Genomic DNA, 14,665 nt, shown 5'->3' with positions numbered 1-14,665 from the left:
AATGTCTCGGGAGGAGACGAATATGGCAGTCAGCCCAACAACGATGGCTGCGGTTCGCGCCAGTGGTGCGGTGCCGAACGCCGAATATCTGTTGAATGTTGAGAATATCCGCAAGGAATTTCCCGGTGTGCTGGCGCTGGACGATGTGTCGTTCCGCCTGAAGCGCGGGACAGTGCACGCGCTGATGGGCGAAAACGGCGCCGGCAAATCCACGCTGATGAAGATCCTGGCTGGAATATATGTTCCAGATCAGGGCGAAGTTTTCCTGAAAGGGCTGCCGATCCGGCTGAAATCGCCGCTCGATGCGCTGGAGAACGGCATTGCCATGATCCATCAGGAACTGAACCTGATGCCTTTCATGACGGTGGCCGAAAATATCTGGATCCGGCGCGAGCCGAAGAACATGTTCGGCTTTGTCGATCACGGCAAGATGTTCGCGATGACCGCCGAGCTGTTCAAGCGGCTGAACATCGCGCTTGATCCGGAAGCGCAGGTGCGGGACCTGAGCGTCGCCAACCGGCAGATGGTCGAGATCGCCAAGGCGGTCTCCTATGAATCCGATGTGCTGATCATGGATGAGCCGACCTCGGCGCTGACCGAGCGCGAGGTGGCGCATCTGTTCGAGATCATCCGCAGCCTGCGCAGCCAGGGCATCGGCATTGTCTACATCACCCACAAGATGAACGAGCTGTTCGAGATCGCCGACGAATTCTCGGTGTTCCGCGATGGCCGTTATATCGGCACGCATGCATCCACCGACGTGACGCGCGACGACATCATCAAGATGATGGTCGGGCGCGAGATCACCCAGATGTTTCCGAAAGAGACCGTGCCGATCGGCGATGTCGTCCTCTCGGTGAAAGACCTCGCGCTGAAGAATGTGTTCAGCGGCGTTTCCTTCGATGTGCGGGCCGGCGAAATTCTCGGCATTGCCGGGCTGGTCGGGTCGGGCCGCTCCAATGTTGCCGAAACCATATTTGGCGTGACGCCCGCTACCACGGGCTCAATGACCATCAACGGCAACCCTATCGCCATCGCCTCGCCGAACCAGGCGATCCAGCATGGCATGGCCTTCATCACCGAAGACCGCAAGGAAACCGGCTGCCTGCTCATTCTCGACGTTTTGGAGAACATGCAGATCGCCGTGCTGCAGGACCGGTTCGTCAAATTCGGCTTCGTTTCGGAAAAGGGCATTGCCGCAGCCTGCAAGGTGATGAGCGACAAGCTGCGGGTCAAGACGCCCAATCTGCAGGAGCGGGTCGAAAATCTTTCCGGCGGCAATCAGCAGAAGGTGCTGATCGGCCGCTGGCTGCTGACCAATCCGAAAATTCTCATTCTCGATGAACCGACGCGCGGCATCGATGTCGGCGCCAAGGCGGAAATCCACCGCCTTGTCTCCGAACTCGCCAAGCAGGGTGTCGCCGTCATCATGATCTCGTCGGAAATGCCTGAGGTTCTCGGCATGAGCGACCGCATCATGGTGATGCATGAGGGCCGCGTCACCGGTTTCCTGGATCGGGAAGAGGCAACCCAGGTAAAAGTCATGGAGCTGGCTTCCAAGTGAAGCCGCTGCCGGACGGGGAGGAACAACAATGACAAGCGAACAAGCAACCGCAAAGGCAGCCGCACCGGCGGTCTCGAAGCAGGGGCGCCGGCTGCCGCCGGAGGTCAGCATCCTCCTGGTCCTGATCGGCATTGCCCTGATCTATGAAGTGCTCGGCTGGATTTTCGTCGGGCAGAGCTTTCTGATGAACCAGCAGCGCCTGACCATCATCATCCTGCAGGTGTCCGTCATCGGCATTATCGCTGTTGGCGTGACGCAGGTCATCATCACCGGCGGCATCGATCTGTCATCGGGCTCCGTCGTCGGCATGACGGCGATGATTGCCGCGAGTTTCGCGCAGGCCTCGACCTGGGCAAGGCCTGTCTATCCCAGCCTGACGGACCTGCCTTTCATCATTCCGCTGGCCATCGGTCTCGGTATCGGCCTGATCGCCGGTATCATCAATGGCGCGCTGATCGCACAGACCAAGATTCCGCCGTTCATCGCGACGCTTGGCATGATGGTGTCGGCGCGCGGCGTCGCCAAGTGGTACACCAAGGGCTCGCCGGTTTCAGGGCTGACCGACCAGTTCAATTTCATCGGCACGGGCATCTGGCCGGTGGTGGTGTTCCTGGTCGTGGCTTTCATTTTCCATATCGCGCTGCGTTATACGCGCTACGGTAAATTCACCTATGCCATCGGCGCCAATGTCCAGGCGGCGCGCGTCTCCGGCATCAATGTCGAGCGGCACCTGATCAAGGTCTATGCCATCGCCGGCGTGCTGGCCGGTCTTGCCGGCATCGTCACCGCCGCCCGCGCCCAGACGGCGCAGTCGGGCATGGGCGTAACCTATGAGCTGGATGCGATTGCGGCTGCCGTCATCGGCGGCACGTCGCTGACCGGCGGTGTCGGGCGCATCACCGGCACGGTTATCGGCGCCATCATTCTCGGCGTGATGATTTCCGGGTTCACCTTCCTGCGGGTCGATGCCTATTACCAGGAAATCATCAAGGGCGTGATTATCGTTGCGGCTGTCGTCGTGGACGTCTATCGCCAGAAGAAGAGAAAAGTCTGAAACCAATCTGTAATGCCCGGAACCCATCCGGGCATCTTTCCAAGAGGTAATGAAATGACTGTACGCTTTGGCCTGCTCGGTGCGGGCCGTATCGGCAAGGTTCACGCAAAGGCCGTGATATCCAACCCGCAGGCGAAACTTGTTGCGGTGGCGGATGCGTTCGAACAGGCGGCGAAGGATCTCTCCAGCGCCTATGGCTGTGAAATCCGCACCATCGATGAGATCGAAAAGGCCGGGGATATCGATGCGGTCATCATCTGCACGCCGACCGATACGCATGCGGACCTGATCGAGCGCTTTGCCCGTGCCGGCAAGGCGATTTTCTGCGAAAAGCCGATTGATCTCAATGTGAAGCGCGTCGAGGAATGCCTTGCCGTCGTCGATGAAACCAAGGCCACCCTGATGGTCGGTTTCAACCGCCGCTTCGATCCGCATTTTGCCGCCGTGCGCAAGGCCATCGATGACGGTGCCATTGGTACGGTCGAAATGGTGACGATCACCTCGCGTGATCCGGGTGCACCGCCAGCCGAATACATTACCCGTTCCGGCGGCATTTTCCGCGACATGACGATCCATGATTTCGACATGGCGCGCTTCCTGCTGGGCGAGGACCCGGTGGCCGTGACCGCCCATGCTTCGGTTCTGGTGGACAAGAAGATCGGTGAACTCGGCGATTATGACAGCGTCAGCGTCATTCTCTCCACTGCCTCCGGCAAGCAGTGCGTCATCTCCAATTCGCGCCGCGCGACTTATGGCTATGACCAGCGCATCGAAGTGCATGGCTCCAAGGGCATGGTTGCCGCGGAGAACCAGCGTCCGGTGTCGATCGAAGTCGCCAATGGCAACGGTTATACCCGTCCGCCGCTGCATGATTTCTTCATGACCCGCTACACGGAAGCCTATGCCAACGAGATAGCCGCTTTCATTGACGCGATTGCGACGGGCGCCAAGGCCGCTCCCAGCGGCAAGGATGGTCTGATCGCGCTGGCGCTGGCCGATGCCGCCTTGCGGTCGGTCAAGGAAGGCAAGACGATCAGTCTCTGAGTTTCAATGAAAACGCCCTGCCGGTGCGGTCACCGGCAGGGCGGTTATATGCAAGGGTGGTCGTGCGTGGTTCGACAAGCTCACCATGAGGGAGAGCGAGGATTGCAGGGCGCACTATTCTGCAACCTATCAGGTTGGCATTGCAGCCAAACCACCTCCCTCATGGTGAGCTTGTCGAACCACGCACCGCAAACCCGCAATCCACAGGGCGAAGAGGGAAATCCCCCTTACCGCACATCCACCCAGCGCTGTTCACTGAATGACCGGGCCATGGCGTGCACGGTGCGCTCGATCTCCAATCCGTCCTCAAATCCGATCAGATGCGCTGCCTCACCATCGATGCGCTTGATCAGTTCATGGCACTCGATGATCTTGAGGTCGTTGAAGCCGAGACCGTGGCCGGGAGCCGGGATGAAGCGGCCATAGGGATCGTGATGCGGCGCGGTCAGGATCGTCCGGTAGCCCTGTTCCGTCGGCCGGTCTGCGGTGACGTAGAGCTGGAATTCATTGGCGCGTTCCTGATCGAACAGGATCGAGCCTTTCGAGCCGAAAATCTGCAGGGCAATACGTCCCTTGCGGCCCCAGGCGGAACGGTTGACCTGCAGCGTGCCGGCCACGCCGTTTTCCATATGCAGGAGCACGCTGGCGCTGTCATAGGTTTCAACCGCTTTGGTGCCGCCATCCTGCGTCCGGCGCTCGGCATAGGGTTTTGACATGTCGCACATGACCCGGCTGACCCGGCCAAACAGCGCCCAGAGCAGCGACAGGGGATGCACGGCAAAATCGTCGAGCGCGCCATAACCTGACGTTGCAGCATGCTTCCAGTAGAACAGCGCGTCGGGATCGGCCATGAAATCCTCGTCCATCTCGATGCGCAGATGATTGACGTCGCCGATGATCTTTTCCGCCAGCAGCTGGCGGATATGGCGGATGGCCGGACCCTGGATGTAATTATAGCCGAGCGCCGCAACCTTGCCGGACTGTTTTGCTGCCGCGGTCATGGCTTTCGCGTCGTCGAATGCCGGGGCCATGGGCTTTTCGCACCAGACGTGTTTGCCGGCCTGAAGCGCGGCCAACGCCATTTCCGGATGAAACTGGTTGGGCGTGGTGATGGAGACGATGTCGACATCGGGGTCGTTGATCACGGCGCGCCAGTCGCCCGACGCCTTGGCAAAGCCGAACTCGGCGGCCCGCTGGCTGGCAAGCTCGGCATTGGCTTCGCCGAGATGCACGAGACGGACCGGAGGGACATCACCGAAAACCGCACGGACGGAATTCCAGGCCAGGGCATGGCATTTGCCCATGAATCCGGTTCCGATCAGCCCTACACCCAGTGCGCGCGCATTCCCATGACCCGACATGTCTTTACTCCCACGACATTTGAGGATGTCTGCATCTCTTGCAGATGTTGATTGAAGTAATCTATAACGGATGAAAATGGAATAACTGATCCGTTTTGCGGAATGGATTATTTTGGTAGTCTCGCCATCCGTATCGCAAAACCAAGGGGAACGATTCGCAATGGGCAGCACGGCCACAGAACCAACTCTGCCGCAGGACTTCGATGCCTTGCGCACGCTGATCCTGGATCGCCGCCAGCTCCTGCCCAAGCGGCTGGCCCAGATCGCAGCCTATGCCCTCGGCAATCCCGATGAAATCGCCTTCGGCACGGCGGCAAGCATTGCCCAGTCGGCCGGCGTGCAGCCCTCCACGCTTATCCGCTTTGCCCAGCATCTGGGTTTTGACGGGTTTACCAGCCTGCAATCGGTGTTCCGCGAACGCCTGCGGGAACGGCAGGGCTCGTATGAAGAACGGCTGTCAGGCCTGCGAGGCGATACGCCGGGCCTTTCGAAGAACCGCGTCATTCTCAATGGGTTCCTGTCGGCGGCCAGCCAATCCATCCAGACCATTTCCCGCAGTGCCGAGGAGGATGTGCTGGAGCGCGCGGTGGAAATTCTGGCACATGCGGACACGATCTATCTCATCGCCCGCCGCCGGTCCTATCCGATCTCCGCCTATATGGCCTATGCCTTCGGCAAACTGAAAATCCGCAATCAGCTGATTGAATCGACGGCCGGTATCGACCCGGAAATCCTTTCCTTTGCCCGGCCGCAGGACGCGGCGATTGCCATCAGCTTTTCGCCCTATGCCTCGGCAACGGTCGAGCATGCGGCAGCGCTGGCAGCGCGCGGCGTGCCTGTCGTTGCCATCACCGACAGCGCGTTTTCCCCACTGGCGCAATCCGCCAGCGTGTGGTTCGAGGCAGCGGAAGGCGACTTTTCCGGATTCCGGTCTCTCTCCGGGACAATGGCGCTCGCCATGGCGCTGACTGTGAGCGTGGCGGAACGGCGCCGCAGCCTGTAACAGCGCCAAATGAAATGCGGGAAATCTAAAAAGAATATACATTCCATATTGACGATTTGATAGAATTATTATTTCATATGCAAAAATTCCCGGCCTGTTTTCAGCGGGATGGATCAGCATATCGGGAGGATCGTCATGGGCAGCGCTGCAACAGGCAAAAAGCTTGATGTCATCACAATTGGCCGCTCGTCGGTGGATCTCTACGGTCAGCAGATCGGCTCCCGCCTCGAGGATATCGCGTCCTTCGCCAAATCCGTCGGCGGCTGCCCGGCCAATATCGCCATCGGCACCGCCCGTCTCGGATTGCGCTCGGCACTTCTGAGCCGTGTTGGCGACGAGCAGATGGGCCGTTTCATCCGCGAGCAGATGCTGCGCGAAGGCGTGGCCGTCGATGGTGTCATCACCGATGCGGAACGGCTGTCGGCGCTGGTCATCCTGTCGGTCGAGAACGACAAGAGCTTTCCGCTGATCTTCTACCGCGAGAACTGCGCCGACATGGCGCTGAACGAGGACGACGTCGATCCGGAGTTCATCCGCTCGGCCCGCGCCGTGGTGGTGACGGGCACGCATTTTTCCAAGCCCAACACCGATGCCGCCCAGCGCAAGGCGATCCGCCTGATCAAGGAAGCCGGCGGCAAGGTGGTGTTCGACATCGATTACCGGCCGAACCTCTGGGGGCTTGCCGGTCACGGGGCAGGCGACAGCCGCTATATCGCCTCCGATGCCGTATCGAGCCATTTGAAGACGGTGCTGGCCGACTGCGACCTGATTGTCGGCACGGAAGAGGAAGTGCTGATCGCCTCCGGCGAGGCTGATCTGCTCGCCGCATTGAAGACCATCCGGGCGCTTTCCGCCCATGCCACCATCGTGCTCAAGCGCGGCCCGATGGGCTGCATCGTCTATGAGGGCGCCATATCCGACAATCTTGAGGACGGCATTGTCGGCAAGGGATTTCCCATCGAGGTGTTCAACGTGCTGGGCGCGGGCGACGCCTTCATGTCCGGTTTCCTGCGCGGCTGGCTCGGCGGCGAAAGCCTCGCCACGGCGGCGACCTGGGCCAATGCCTGCGGCGCCTTTGCGGTGTCGCGTCTCCTGTGCTCGCCGGAAATTCCGACATTCGAAGAGCTGCAGTTCTTCCTTGAACACGGCAGCCCGCAGCATGCGCTGCGCAAGGACGAGGCGATCAATCATGTGCACTGGGCAACCACGCGCCGCCATGACATCCCTTCGATGATGGCCTTTGCCATTGACCATCGCGTGCAGCTTGAGGACCTTTCCCAGAGGCTTGGCGCGGATATCGGCCAGGTGCAGACATTCAAGGAACTGGCCGTCAAGGCCGCCGCACGGGTTGCGGATGGCCGCAGCGGTTATGGCATGCTGCTCGATGAAAAGTTCGGGCGCGAGGCGATGTTCGAATTTGCCCGGCACAATTTCGACTGGCTCGGCCGCCCGGTCGAACTGCCGGGCTCGCGCCCGCTGCGCTTTGAATTCTCGCAGGATATCGGGTCGCAGCTGGCGGAATGGCCGGTGGATCATTGCATCAAGTGCCTGTGCTTCTATCATCCGGATGATCCGTCCGCGTTGAAGGCGGAGCAGCAGGCCAAGCTGCGCGCCCTGTTCGAGGCGGCGCGCAAGGTCGGACGCGAACTGCTGATCGAGATCATTGCCGGAAAGCACGGGGTGCTCGACGACATGACCATTCCGCGGGCGCTGGAGGAACTTTATGCTCTTGGCATCAAGCCGGACTGGTGGAAGCTGGAACCGCAGGCTTCGGCCGCCGCATGGAAGAAGATCGAGGCGGTGATCGAAAAGAACGATCCGTGGTGCCGTGGTGTCGTCCTGCTCGGGCTGGAAGCGCCGCAGGATGAGCTGGAAGCAGCCTTCGCTGCCACCGCCAATGCGCCTGTCGTCAAAGGCTTTGCTGTCGGGCGGACGATTTTCATGGACGCCGCCGAACAATGGCTGGCGGGAAAGATATCCGATGAGGCTGCCATTGCCGATATGGCGGATCGTTTCGAAAAATTGACCAGGGCATGGCTTGCCAGCCGCAAGCAACAAGCGGCATAGCATCAGGCCGGGAGGAGATTGACATGACCAAGACGATACGCCTGACGATGGCGCAGGCATTGACGCGTTTCCTTGCCAGCCAGATGACTGTGATCGATGGCCGGAAGGTGCCGGTGTTTGCCGGTGTCTGGGCGATTTTCGGCCACGGCAACGTGGCGGGTCTCGGCGAGGCGCTGTATCAGGTGCGCGACGAACTGCCGACCTACCGTGCTCATAACGAGCAGGCCATGGCGCATGCGGCCATCGCCTTCGCCAAGGCCAGTTTCCGCCAGCGCATGATGGCTGTGACGAGTTCCGTCGGACCGGGCGCGACCAATATGGTCACCGCGGCGGCGCTTGCCCATGTCAACCGCCTGCCGCTGCTGCTTTTGCCGGGCGATATCTTTGCCAACCGTATTCCCGATCCGGTTCTGCAGCAGGTGGAAAGTTTTGGCGACGGCACGGTTTCGGCCAATGACTGCTTCCGTCCCGTCTCGCGCTATTTCGACCGGATCACCCGGCCCGAACAGATCATCCCGGCACTCGCCCGCACCATGGCGGTGCTGACCGATCCGGCCGAGTGCGGTCCGGTGACGCTGGCGCTGTGCCAGGATGTGCAGGCGGAAGCTTATGACTATCCGGAAAGTTTTTTCGACGAGCGTGTTTGGACGACGCGCCGCCCGCGCCCGGACCGCGGGGAACTGGCTGCCGCCGTCGAACTACTCAAATCCGCGAAAAAGCCGCTGGTCATTGCCGGCGGTGGCGTTATCTATTCGCAGGCATCGAACGAGCTGACAGCCTTCGTGGAAGCGACAGGTATTCCCGTCTGCGAAACGCAGGGCGGTAAGTCCTCCCTGCCTGACAACCATCCCCTGAACATGGCGGCCATCGGCGTGACCGGCACTTCAGCGGCCAACCGTCTGGCGGAAGAGGCGGATGTCATTCTGGCCGTCGGCACGCGCCTGCAGGATTTCACCACCGGTTCCTGGGCGCTGTTCCGCAATGGCGGCAAGAAATTCATCGGTCTCAACGTGCAGGCCTTCGATGCAGGCAAGCACCGCGCGGCACCACTCGTTGCCGATGCACGCGAAGGACTGCTGGAACTGGCTGCCGCGACCACCGGTTACAAGGCGCCCGTGAGCTGGACCGAAAATGCCAAACAGGGCAAGGCCGAGTGGCAGAAGGCCGCTGCCGAGGTCACCGGACCGACCAATGCGGTCCTGCCGTCGGACGCGCAGGTGATCGGCGCCGTGCAGCGGACCATGGGCAGCGCGGCGACCGTCCTGCATGCGGCGGGCGGGTTGCCGGGTGAAATGCACAAGCTGTGGCAGGCGGGCGCACCGGGCTCCTATCATGCCGAATACGGCTTCTCCTGCATGGGCTACGAGATCGCGGGCGGCCTCGGGGCAAAGATGGCCAAGCCTGATAACGAGGTTGTCGTGATGATCGGCGACGGTTCCTATCTGATGCTGAATTCGGAGATCGCCACCTCGGTGATGCTGGCCCAGAGGATCACGATCGTGCTTCTCGACAATCGCGGATTCGGCTGCATCAACCGGTTGCAGATGGGCACGGGCGGGGCGAACTTCAACAACCTCTTGAAAGACTCCCGTCACGAGGTTCTGCCTGACGTCGATTTCGTCGGCCATGCAAAAAGCCTTGGTGCCATTTCTGAAAAAGTGGCCTCGATTGCGGAACTGGAATCTGCACTTGCACGCGCTAAACACAACGACCGGACCACGGTTGTCGTCATCGATACGGACCCGCTTGTTTCCACCGATGCCGGCGGCACCTGGTGGGATGTGGCTGTGCCTGAGGTCAGCCAGCGCCCGCAGGTCAATGCCGCGCGCAAATCCTATGAAGAGAAGCTGAAACTGCAGCGCGTCGGCGATTAACCCGGTTTGTAGATAAATAGTGCGTGGTTCGACAAGCTCACCATGAGGGACGTAGATGATGACAGGAAGTCATATTCTGCAATCTTTGCGATTGGTGCTGCAGTCAACTCACCTCCCTCATGGTGAGCTTGTCGAACCACGCACCCCGCACACAACAACTGAAGGAAGACAAGAATGATCCGTATCGGGGCGAACCCAATCGGCTGGTCCAATGACGACATGCTCGAAATCGGCGGCAATATCCCTCTGGAAACCTGTCTGGAACAGGCGAAGGCGGCCGGGTTCACCGGCATGGAGCTCGGCAACAAGTTTCCGCGCACGGCGGACAAGCTGCGCCCGATCCTCGATGCGTTCGGACATAGTCTTGTCAGCGGCTGGTACTCGACCGAGCTGCTGGTGCGTGACGTGGACGCCGAACTCAAGGCAGTTGTCGGCCATGCCACGCTGCTGAAGGATATGGGCTGCACGGTCCTGATTGCTGCCGAGACGTCGAACGCCATTCACTCCAACAAGGATCTGCCGCTGTCGGCCCGTCCGGTTCTGGAAAAGTCGGCGTGGGCTGAATTCGGCAAGCGTTATACGGCCTTTGCCGAAGCGGTGAAGCAGACCTATGGCCTGCAGGTGGTCTATCACCACCACATGGGCACCGTGGTGCAGACCGAATCCGAGATCGACCGGTTCATGCAGGTAACGGGCGACGCGGTGCATCTGCTGCTCGACACCGGCCATGCCACCTGGGGTGGCGGTGATCCCGCACGTCTCGCCCGCCACCATAAGGCGCGCATCAGCCATGTGCATTGCAAGGATATCCGCGAAGCCGTGATGTGGCAGTCCAACCGCGAAGACTGGTCCTTCCTCGATTCCGTCCTTGCCGGCGTTTACACGGTTCCCGGCGACGGCATGATCGACTATGTTCGTGTTCTCAAGGAACTCCAGGGCTATAGCGGCTGGGTGGTTGTCGAGGCAGAGCAGGACCCTGTGAAGGCTGATCCAGCCGTCTATTCCAAGCTAGGCCATGCCAATCTCAGCCGCTTCATCAAAGAGGCAGGATTGGTTTGACCAGCGACTCCAAGCATCCGTTCTTTCGTCCCCTGTGGCGGCGTATCGCCGTCGTGGCCTTCTGCGTGGCATGGGCCATTTTCGAGTTCGTCACGGGCACGCCGTTCTGGGGGACGATAGCGCTTGGTTTCGCCGGTTATGGCGTCTGGCAGTTTTTCATCGCTTTTGACCCATCCGAACCGGCCAAGCCGGCGGATGCGGACGGGAAAGAGGAATAGAACCATGTCGAAATTGTTGCTGAAGGCGAAAACCGGCACCGGCCGTGTGGCGCATGTCACGCCGGAAACCGCCGGCTGGACCTATGTCGGGTTCGACCTCAATCGCGCCACGCCGGGCCAGACCATTGCCGGCCGCAGCGGCGACACGGAAGTCTGTCTTGTCTTCGTGACGGGCAAGGGATTTGCCCAGGTGAATGGCCACGATCTCGGTTTGCTGGGCGCGCGCATGTCGCCCTTCGAGGGCAAGCCGTGGTCGGTCTACATGCCCGCCAATTGCGACTGGTCGGTGGTGGCTGATACGGCTGTCGAGCTTGCCGTCTGCTCGGCGCCAAGCCTTGGCGGCGATCTTCCGGTGCGCGTGATCGCGCCTGACGACCTTGGTCAGGAAACACGCGGCAAGGGCACCAATACGCGCTATGTCACCAACATCCTGCCGGAAAGCGAACCGGCGGATTCACTGCTCGTGGTCGAGGTGATCACGCCGGGCGGACACACATCGAGCTATCCGCCGCACAAGCACGATCAGGACAACCTGCCGGCGGAATCCTATCTGGAGGAAACCTATTACCACAGGCTCAATCCGCCGCAGGGTTTTGCCTTCCAGCGGGTCTATACGGATGACCGGTCACTGGATGAGGCGATGGCGATCGAGGATGGTGATGTGGTCATGGTGCCCAAGGGCTATCATCCCTGCGCTGCCTGCCATGGCTATGACCTTTATTATCTCAATGTCATGGCTGGTCCCAAGCGCACGTGGAAATTCCACAACGCGCCCGAGCATGAATGGCTGATGAAGTAGGCTCCAGGCTGCAATCTACCACCGCAGAATGAAGCGGCCGGCAATCGCGCCGATCAGGCCGGAGGAAATCACCCCGAGCGTGTACCAGATGGCAATGAACGGCATGGCGCTTTCATCGCAGTGGAACGAATAGATAAGCGCTGCAATCGACCCCGCCGCAAGGCCCGCCGCGATCCCGGCAACCGTGGGCCGCGTCGGCGCCAGGCCGCGCAGCACCCAGAAGGCGCCGAACAGCAGCGGCAGCGACAGCACCACGATGTTGAAGGTACAGACCGTAATCGTGTGCCCCTTCATCATGTTGGCGTAGTGATCGCGCGGCGACATGGCGAGCTGGGCGAAGGCAAGCATGCAGATGAGGGCAATGGCGACCGCCATCACGGCAAGGCTGATGCGGATGCTGCCGAGCGGGTAGGCAATGCGCTTGACCGCCCAGGCGCCGCCGACGGCAAGCGCGAGCGTATAGGTGAATTTGACCCAGAAGGCCATGGTCCCCGCCGCGGTCATCAGGTCCGGGCGCATGCCCAGCCACGACCACATGAGAATGGCGGAGGCGACCGAGCTGATGCCAAGGCCGATGCCGATCCGCCGCAGCACGGCTTTGCGCGATACCGGCTTCAATTCGCTGGCGAGACGCTCGATCAGATCATTTGTCGTCATCGGCTGCCTGTCCTCTCAACTTCGCGGCTATGGCCTTCAATCCCCTGTGAATGCTGACCTTCACGAGCGATTCGGAAAGGCCGGTGCTTCGGGCCGCTTCCGCGATCGACTGCCCTTCTATCTTGGTCCGGTAAATCAGATCCCGTGATTTTTCCGGTATGGTCTGCAACAGCCTGTCCACATCCATGCGGTCTGCGGCGGCGTCTGAATTGTCCTGCAGAAACAGGTCTTCCACATCGTCCAGCGGCACGGTTGCCCGGATGCGGTTGCGCCGGAAATGATCGATCAGCTTGTAGCGCGCAATCGCATGCAGCCACGCGGTGAAGGGCCGATCCGGCTCATAGGTCTGCCGCCGCGTGTGCAGGGCGAGCAGTGTTTCCTGCACCAGATCGTCCGCGTCGCCCCGGTGGGCATCGGCCAGACGGCGCAGAAAATACCGGCGCAAAAGCTTGGCCACCTCATCGAGCAGCACACGATAGCTCTGCGCGTCGCCCGCAAGGCTTGCGAGCATCAGTTCCTTCAAACGCGCTTCGACCGAATGCACCCTGGTTCATTCCTTTATTCGCAGCAACGGCGAAAAGGTTACAGATGCGCCGATCATATCGACAGCGGTTACCGCATGCCAGTGGCCGCTGGCAGAACTTTTCGATCACCAATCCGTGATCGGTGTAACCAAATTCCAGCTTCCGGCGAATTGCCTGATGTGACCGGCCGACAGGTCCGGATCACACCACGGAAATCAGGAGGCCGTTATGGGGTCGCGCAAAAATATCGGATATGTGTCTGCAGTGTCTGTGATTGCAGGATTGCTGAGCCTTGGCGCCAGCGCCGCCTTTGCCGGCAATGGCAAGCCGTTGACTGTCGTTGAACTCTTCACCAGTCAGGGCTGCTCGTCCTGTCCGCCTGCCAATGCCAATCTGATCGAGATCAGCAAGCGGCCGGATGTTCTGGCCCTCAGCTTCGGCGTAACCTATTGGGACCGGCTCGGCTGGAAGGACATCTTCGCCGCGCCTGAATATACGGACCGGCAGGTCACCTATGAAACCCCGCTCGGCCGCGACGGGCCATTCACCCCGCAGATGGTCGTCAATGGCCGCGCGGATGTCGTCGGCAACCGCATCGGCGAGATCGACCACCTGATCGCCACGGCGCCAAAGCCCGATCCCTTGTCCGTGACGATCACCGGCAATTCCCTCGCCATCGCTGCGGGGAAGGCACCGGCGAGCGGTGCCGATATCTGGCTGGTGACCTATGACGACAAGACCGTCAACGTTCCCGTCAGCCGGGGCGAAAATACCGGCCACACGCTGCCGCACAAGAACGTGGTCCACAGCCTTTCCAATCTTGGAAGCTGGGACGGCAAGGCGGTGAGCCTACGCATTTCTCCGGCCAAGCCCGGCCTGCGCACGGCCGTTCTGATCCAGGCGCCGCATGGCGGGCCGATCCTGGCCGCCGCCACCAACTGAGTTCCGCGGCTGCGGATGGAAGAATTCCTGGCATGAACAGCTGTGAGACACGCAGCGCGATGCCCAGGAAGTGTGGATGACCGCATGGCATCCGAAACTCAACGGCACGCAGATACGTGTCTTATTCAAATCGAGGAGACCACCATGAACATTCTTGCACGCCGCATCGCTCTGTCGGCTTTCGTTCTCGCTTCCGGACTGGCCGGCATCAACAGCGCCCTTGCGGAAGATGCCATGAAGGCAGACCCTATGAAGATGAGCAGCATGAAGGCTGACTGCATGAAAAAGGCCGGCATGGAGAAAGACTCCATGAAGAAGGATGCCATGACCAAGGAATGCGACAAGCAGGCCATGGCCAAGGATGCGATGAAGCCCGATGCCATGAAGAAAGACGCGATGAAGCCGGACGCCATGGCGCCCAAGAAGAACTAAAAAACCTTCCGGTGCTGTCTCGGGAACGGGACGGCACCGGATCCATTGCCCGACAGCCAAGGATAGC

The 14,665-nt window shown here is 60.6% G+C and carries 14 protein-coding genes; 11 read left to right on the top strand and 3 right to left on the bottom strand.

The window, feature by feature from the left end:
- The first annotated feature begins 22 nt into the window (after nt 1-22).
- Genes AC1Q5O_RS10935 through iolG form a run of 3 tightly spaced genes read left to right on the top strand, consistent with a single transcriptional unit; the run spans nt 23 to nt 3,662 of the window.
- On the top strand, nt 23-1,564 hold the full coding sequence (locus AC1Q5O_RS10935; protein ID WP_492562908.1) for a sugar ABC transporter ATP-binding protein: 1,542 nt from the start codon (nt 23-25) through the stop codon (nt 1,562-1,564).
- Between the two features lie 28 nt (nt 1,565-1,592).
- Complete coding sequence (locus AC1Q5O_RS10930; protein WP_346307380.1) at nt 1,593-2,618, top strand: ABC transporter permease; 1,026 nt, start codon at nt 1,593-1,595, stop codon at nt 2,616-2,618.
- A gap of 54 nt (nt 2,619-2,672) precedes the next feature.
- Nucleotides 2,673-3,662: an inositol 2-dehydrogenase gene (iolG, locus tag AC1Q5O_RS10925; RefSeq protein ID WP_492562905.1), complete on the top strand. Its 990-nt coding sequence runs from the start codon at nt 2,673-2,675 to the stop codon at nt 3,660-3,662.
- Nucleotides 3,663-3,889: 227 nt separating this feature from the next.
- Here iolG and AC1Q5O_RS10920 read toward each other — a convergent pair whose 3' ends face one another.
- Entirely contained in the window at nt 3,890-5,023 is a 1,134-nt protein-coding gene (locus AC1Q5O_RS10920; protein ID WP_492562904.1) for a Gfo/Idh/MocA family protein, read from the bottom strand.
- Between the two features lie 160 nt (nt 5,024-5,183).
- Between AC1Q5O_RS10920 and AC1Q5O_RS10915 the strand changes: the two genes are divergently transcribed.
- From AC1Q5O_RS10915 to iolB, 6 genes are all read left to right on the top strand, one after another.
- Nucleotides 5,184-6,026 carry a MurR/RpiR family transcriptional regulator gene (locus AC1Q5O_RS10915; protein WP_492562902.1) on the top strand — a complete coding sequence of 281 codons (843 nt, stop codon included), beginning with the start codon at nt 5,184-5,186 and terminating at the stop codon, nt 6,024-6,026.
- Nucleotides 6,027-6,161: 135 nt separating this feature from the next.
- Entirely contained in the window at nt 6,162-8,093 is a 1,932-nt protein-coding gene (locus AC1Q5O_RS10910; RefSeq protein WP_492562900.1) for a bifunctional 5-dehydro-2-deoxygluconokinase/5-dehydro-2-deoxyphosphogluconate aldolase, read from the top strand.
- A 23-nt stretch (nt 8,094-8,116) separates the two neighbouring features.
- The gene (gene iolD / locus AC1Q5O_RS10905; RefSeq protein WP_492562898.1) at nt 8,117-9,967 is read left to right on the top strand and encodes a 3D-(3,5/4)-trihydroxycyclohexane-1,2-dione acylhydrolase (decyclizing); all 1,851 of its coding nucleotides are present in this window, start codon (nt 8,117-8,119) and stop codon (nt 9,965-9,967) included.
- Nucleotides 9,968-10,141: 174 nt separating this feature from the next.
- Complete coding sequence (gene iolE, locus AC1Q5O_RS10900; RefSeq protein ID WP_492562896.1) at nt 10,142-11,026, top strand: myo-inosose-2 dehydratase; 885 nt, start codon at nt 10,142-10,144, stop codon at nt 11,024-11,026.
- Nucleotides 11,023-11,244, top strand: a complete 222-nt coding sequence (locus AC1Q5O_RS10895; RefSeq protein WP_403184014.1) for a DUF3329 domain-containing protein — start codon at nt 11,023-11,025, stop codon at nt 11,242-11,244. Before iolE ends, AC1Q5O_RS10895 begins: the two co-directional genes overlap by 4 nt.
- A gap of 4 nt (nt 11,245-11,248) precedes the next feature.
- A complete protein-coding gene (gene iolB, locus AC1Q5O_RS10890; RefSeq protein WP_492562893.1) occupies nt 11,249-12,043 on the top strand; it encodes a 5-deoxy-glucuronate isomerase in 795 nt (264 codons plus the stop codon).
- A 15-nt stretch (nt 12,044-12,058) separates the two neighbouring features.
- Here the strand turns inward: iolB and AC1Q5O_RS10885 are convergent, their stop codons facing one another.
- Together AC1Q5O_RS10885 and AC1Q5O_RS10880 are read right to left on the bottom strand one after the other, a co-directional pair.
- Nucleotides 12,059-12,700 (bottom strand): NrsF family protein, encoded by a 642-nt coding sequence (locus AC1Q5O_RS10885; RefSeq protein ID WP_223612502.1) that lies wholly within the window; start codon nt 12,698-12,700, stop codon nt 12,059-12,061.
- On the bottom strand, nt 12,687-13,244 hold the full coding sequence (locus tag AC1Q5O_RS10880; RefSeq protein ID WP_223612503.1) for a sigma-70 family RNA polymerase sigma factor: 558 nt from the start codon (nt 13,242-13,244) through the stop codon (nt 12,687-12,689). The genes AC1Q5O_RS10885 and AC1Q5O_RS10880 overlap by 14 nt, the downstream gene beginning before the upstream one ends.
- A gap of 208 nt (nt 13,245-13,452) precedes the next feature.
- On the opposite strand from AC1Q5O_RS10880, the gene AC1Q5O_RS10875 reads away from it, so the two are divergent.
- Both AC1Q5O_RS10875 and AC1Q5O_RS10870 read left to right on the top strand, forming a co-directional pair.
- Complete coding sequence (locus tag AC1Q5O_RS10875) at nt 13,453-14,166, top strand: DUF1223 domain-containing protein (RefSeq protein ID WP_492562891.1); 714 nt, start codon at nt 13,453-13,455, stop codon at nt 14,164-14,166.
- Between the two features lie 144 nt (nt 14,167-14,310).
- Nucleotides 14,311-14,598, top strand: coding sequence for a pentapeptide MXKDX repeat protein (locus tag AC1Q5O_RS10870; RefSeq protein WP_472460608.1), 288 nt, complete (start codon nt 14,311-14,313; stop codon nt 14,596-14,598).
- Nucleotides 14,599-14,665: the final 67 nt, after the last annotated feature.

Source organism: Phyllobacterium sp. MT110, assembly GCF_058792715.1.
This window is presented reverse-complemented; position numbering and strand designations above follow the sequence as displayed.

What these genes read in the sequence shown, in the direction of transcription:
- AC1Q5O_RS10935 (WP_492562908.1), top strand. Translation starts at nt 23, where the DNA reads ATGGCAGTCAGCCCAACAACGATGGCTGCGGTTCGCGCCAGTGGTGCG.
- AC1Q5O_RS10910 (WP_492562900.1), top strand. Translation starts at nt 6,162, where the DNA reads ATGGGCAGCGCTGCAACAGGCAAAAAGCTTGATGTCATCACAATTGGC.
- AC1Q5O_RS10915 (WP_492562902.1), top strand. Translation starts at nt 5,184, where the DNA reads ATGGGCAGCACGGCCACAGAACCAACTCTGCCGCAGGACTTCGATGCC.
- iolG (WP_492562905.1), top strand. Translation starts at nt 2,673, where the DNA reads ATGACTGTACGCTTTGGCCTGCTCGGTGCGGGCCGTATCGGCAAGGTT.
- AC1Q5O_RS10930 (WP_346307380.1), top strand. Translation starts at nt 1,593, where the DNA reads ATGACAAGCGAACAAGCAACCGCAAAGGCAGCCGCACCGGCGGTCTCG.
- iolE (WP_492562896.1), top strand. Translation starts at nt 10,142, where the DNA reads ATGATCCGTATCGGGGCGAACCCAATCGGCTGGTCCAATGACGACATG.
- AC1Q5O_RS10920 (WP_492562904.1), bottom strand. Translation starts at nt 5,023, where the DNA reads ATGTCGGGTCATGGGAATGCGCGCGCACTGGGTGTAGGGCTGATCGGA.
- AC1Q5O_RS10875 (WP_492562891.1), top strand. Translation starts at nt 13,453, where the DNA reads ATGGGGTCGCGCAAAAATATCGGATATGTGTCTGCAGTGTCTGTGATT.
- iolD (WP_492562898.1), top strand. Translation starts at nt 8,117, where the DNA reads ATGACCAAGACGATACGCCTGACGATGGCGCAGGCATTGACGCGTTTC.
- AC1Q5O_RS10885 (WP_223612502.1), bottom strand. Translation starts at nt 12,700, where the DNA reads ATGACGACAAATGATCTGATCGAGCGTCTCGCCAGCGAATTGAAGCCG.
- iolB (WP_492562893.1), top strand. Translation starts at nt 11,249, where the DNA reads ATGTCGAAATTGTTGCTGAAGGCGAAAACCGGCACCGGCCGTGTGGCG.
- AC1Q5O_RS10870 (WP_472460608.1), top strand. Translation starts at nt 14,311, where the DNA reads ATGAACATTCTTGCACGCCGCATCGCTCTGTCGGCTTTCGTTCTCGCT.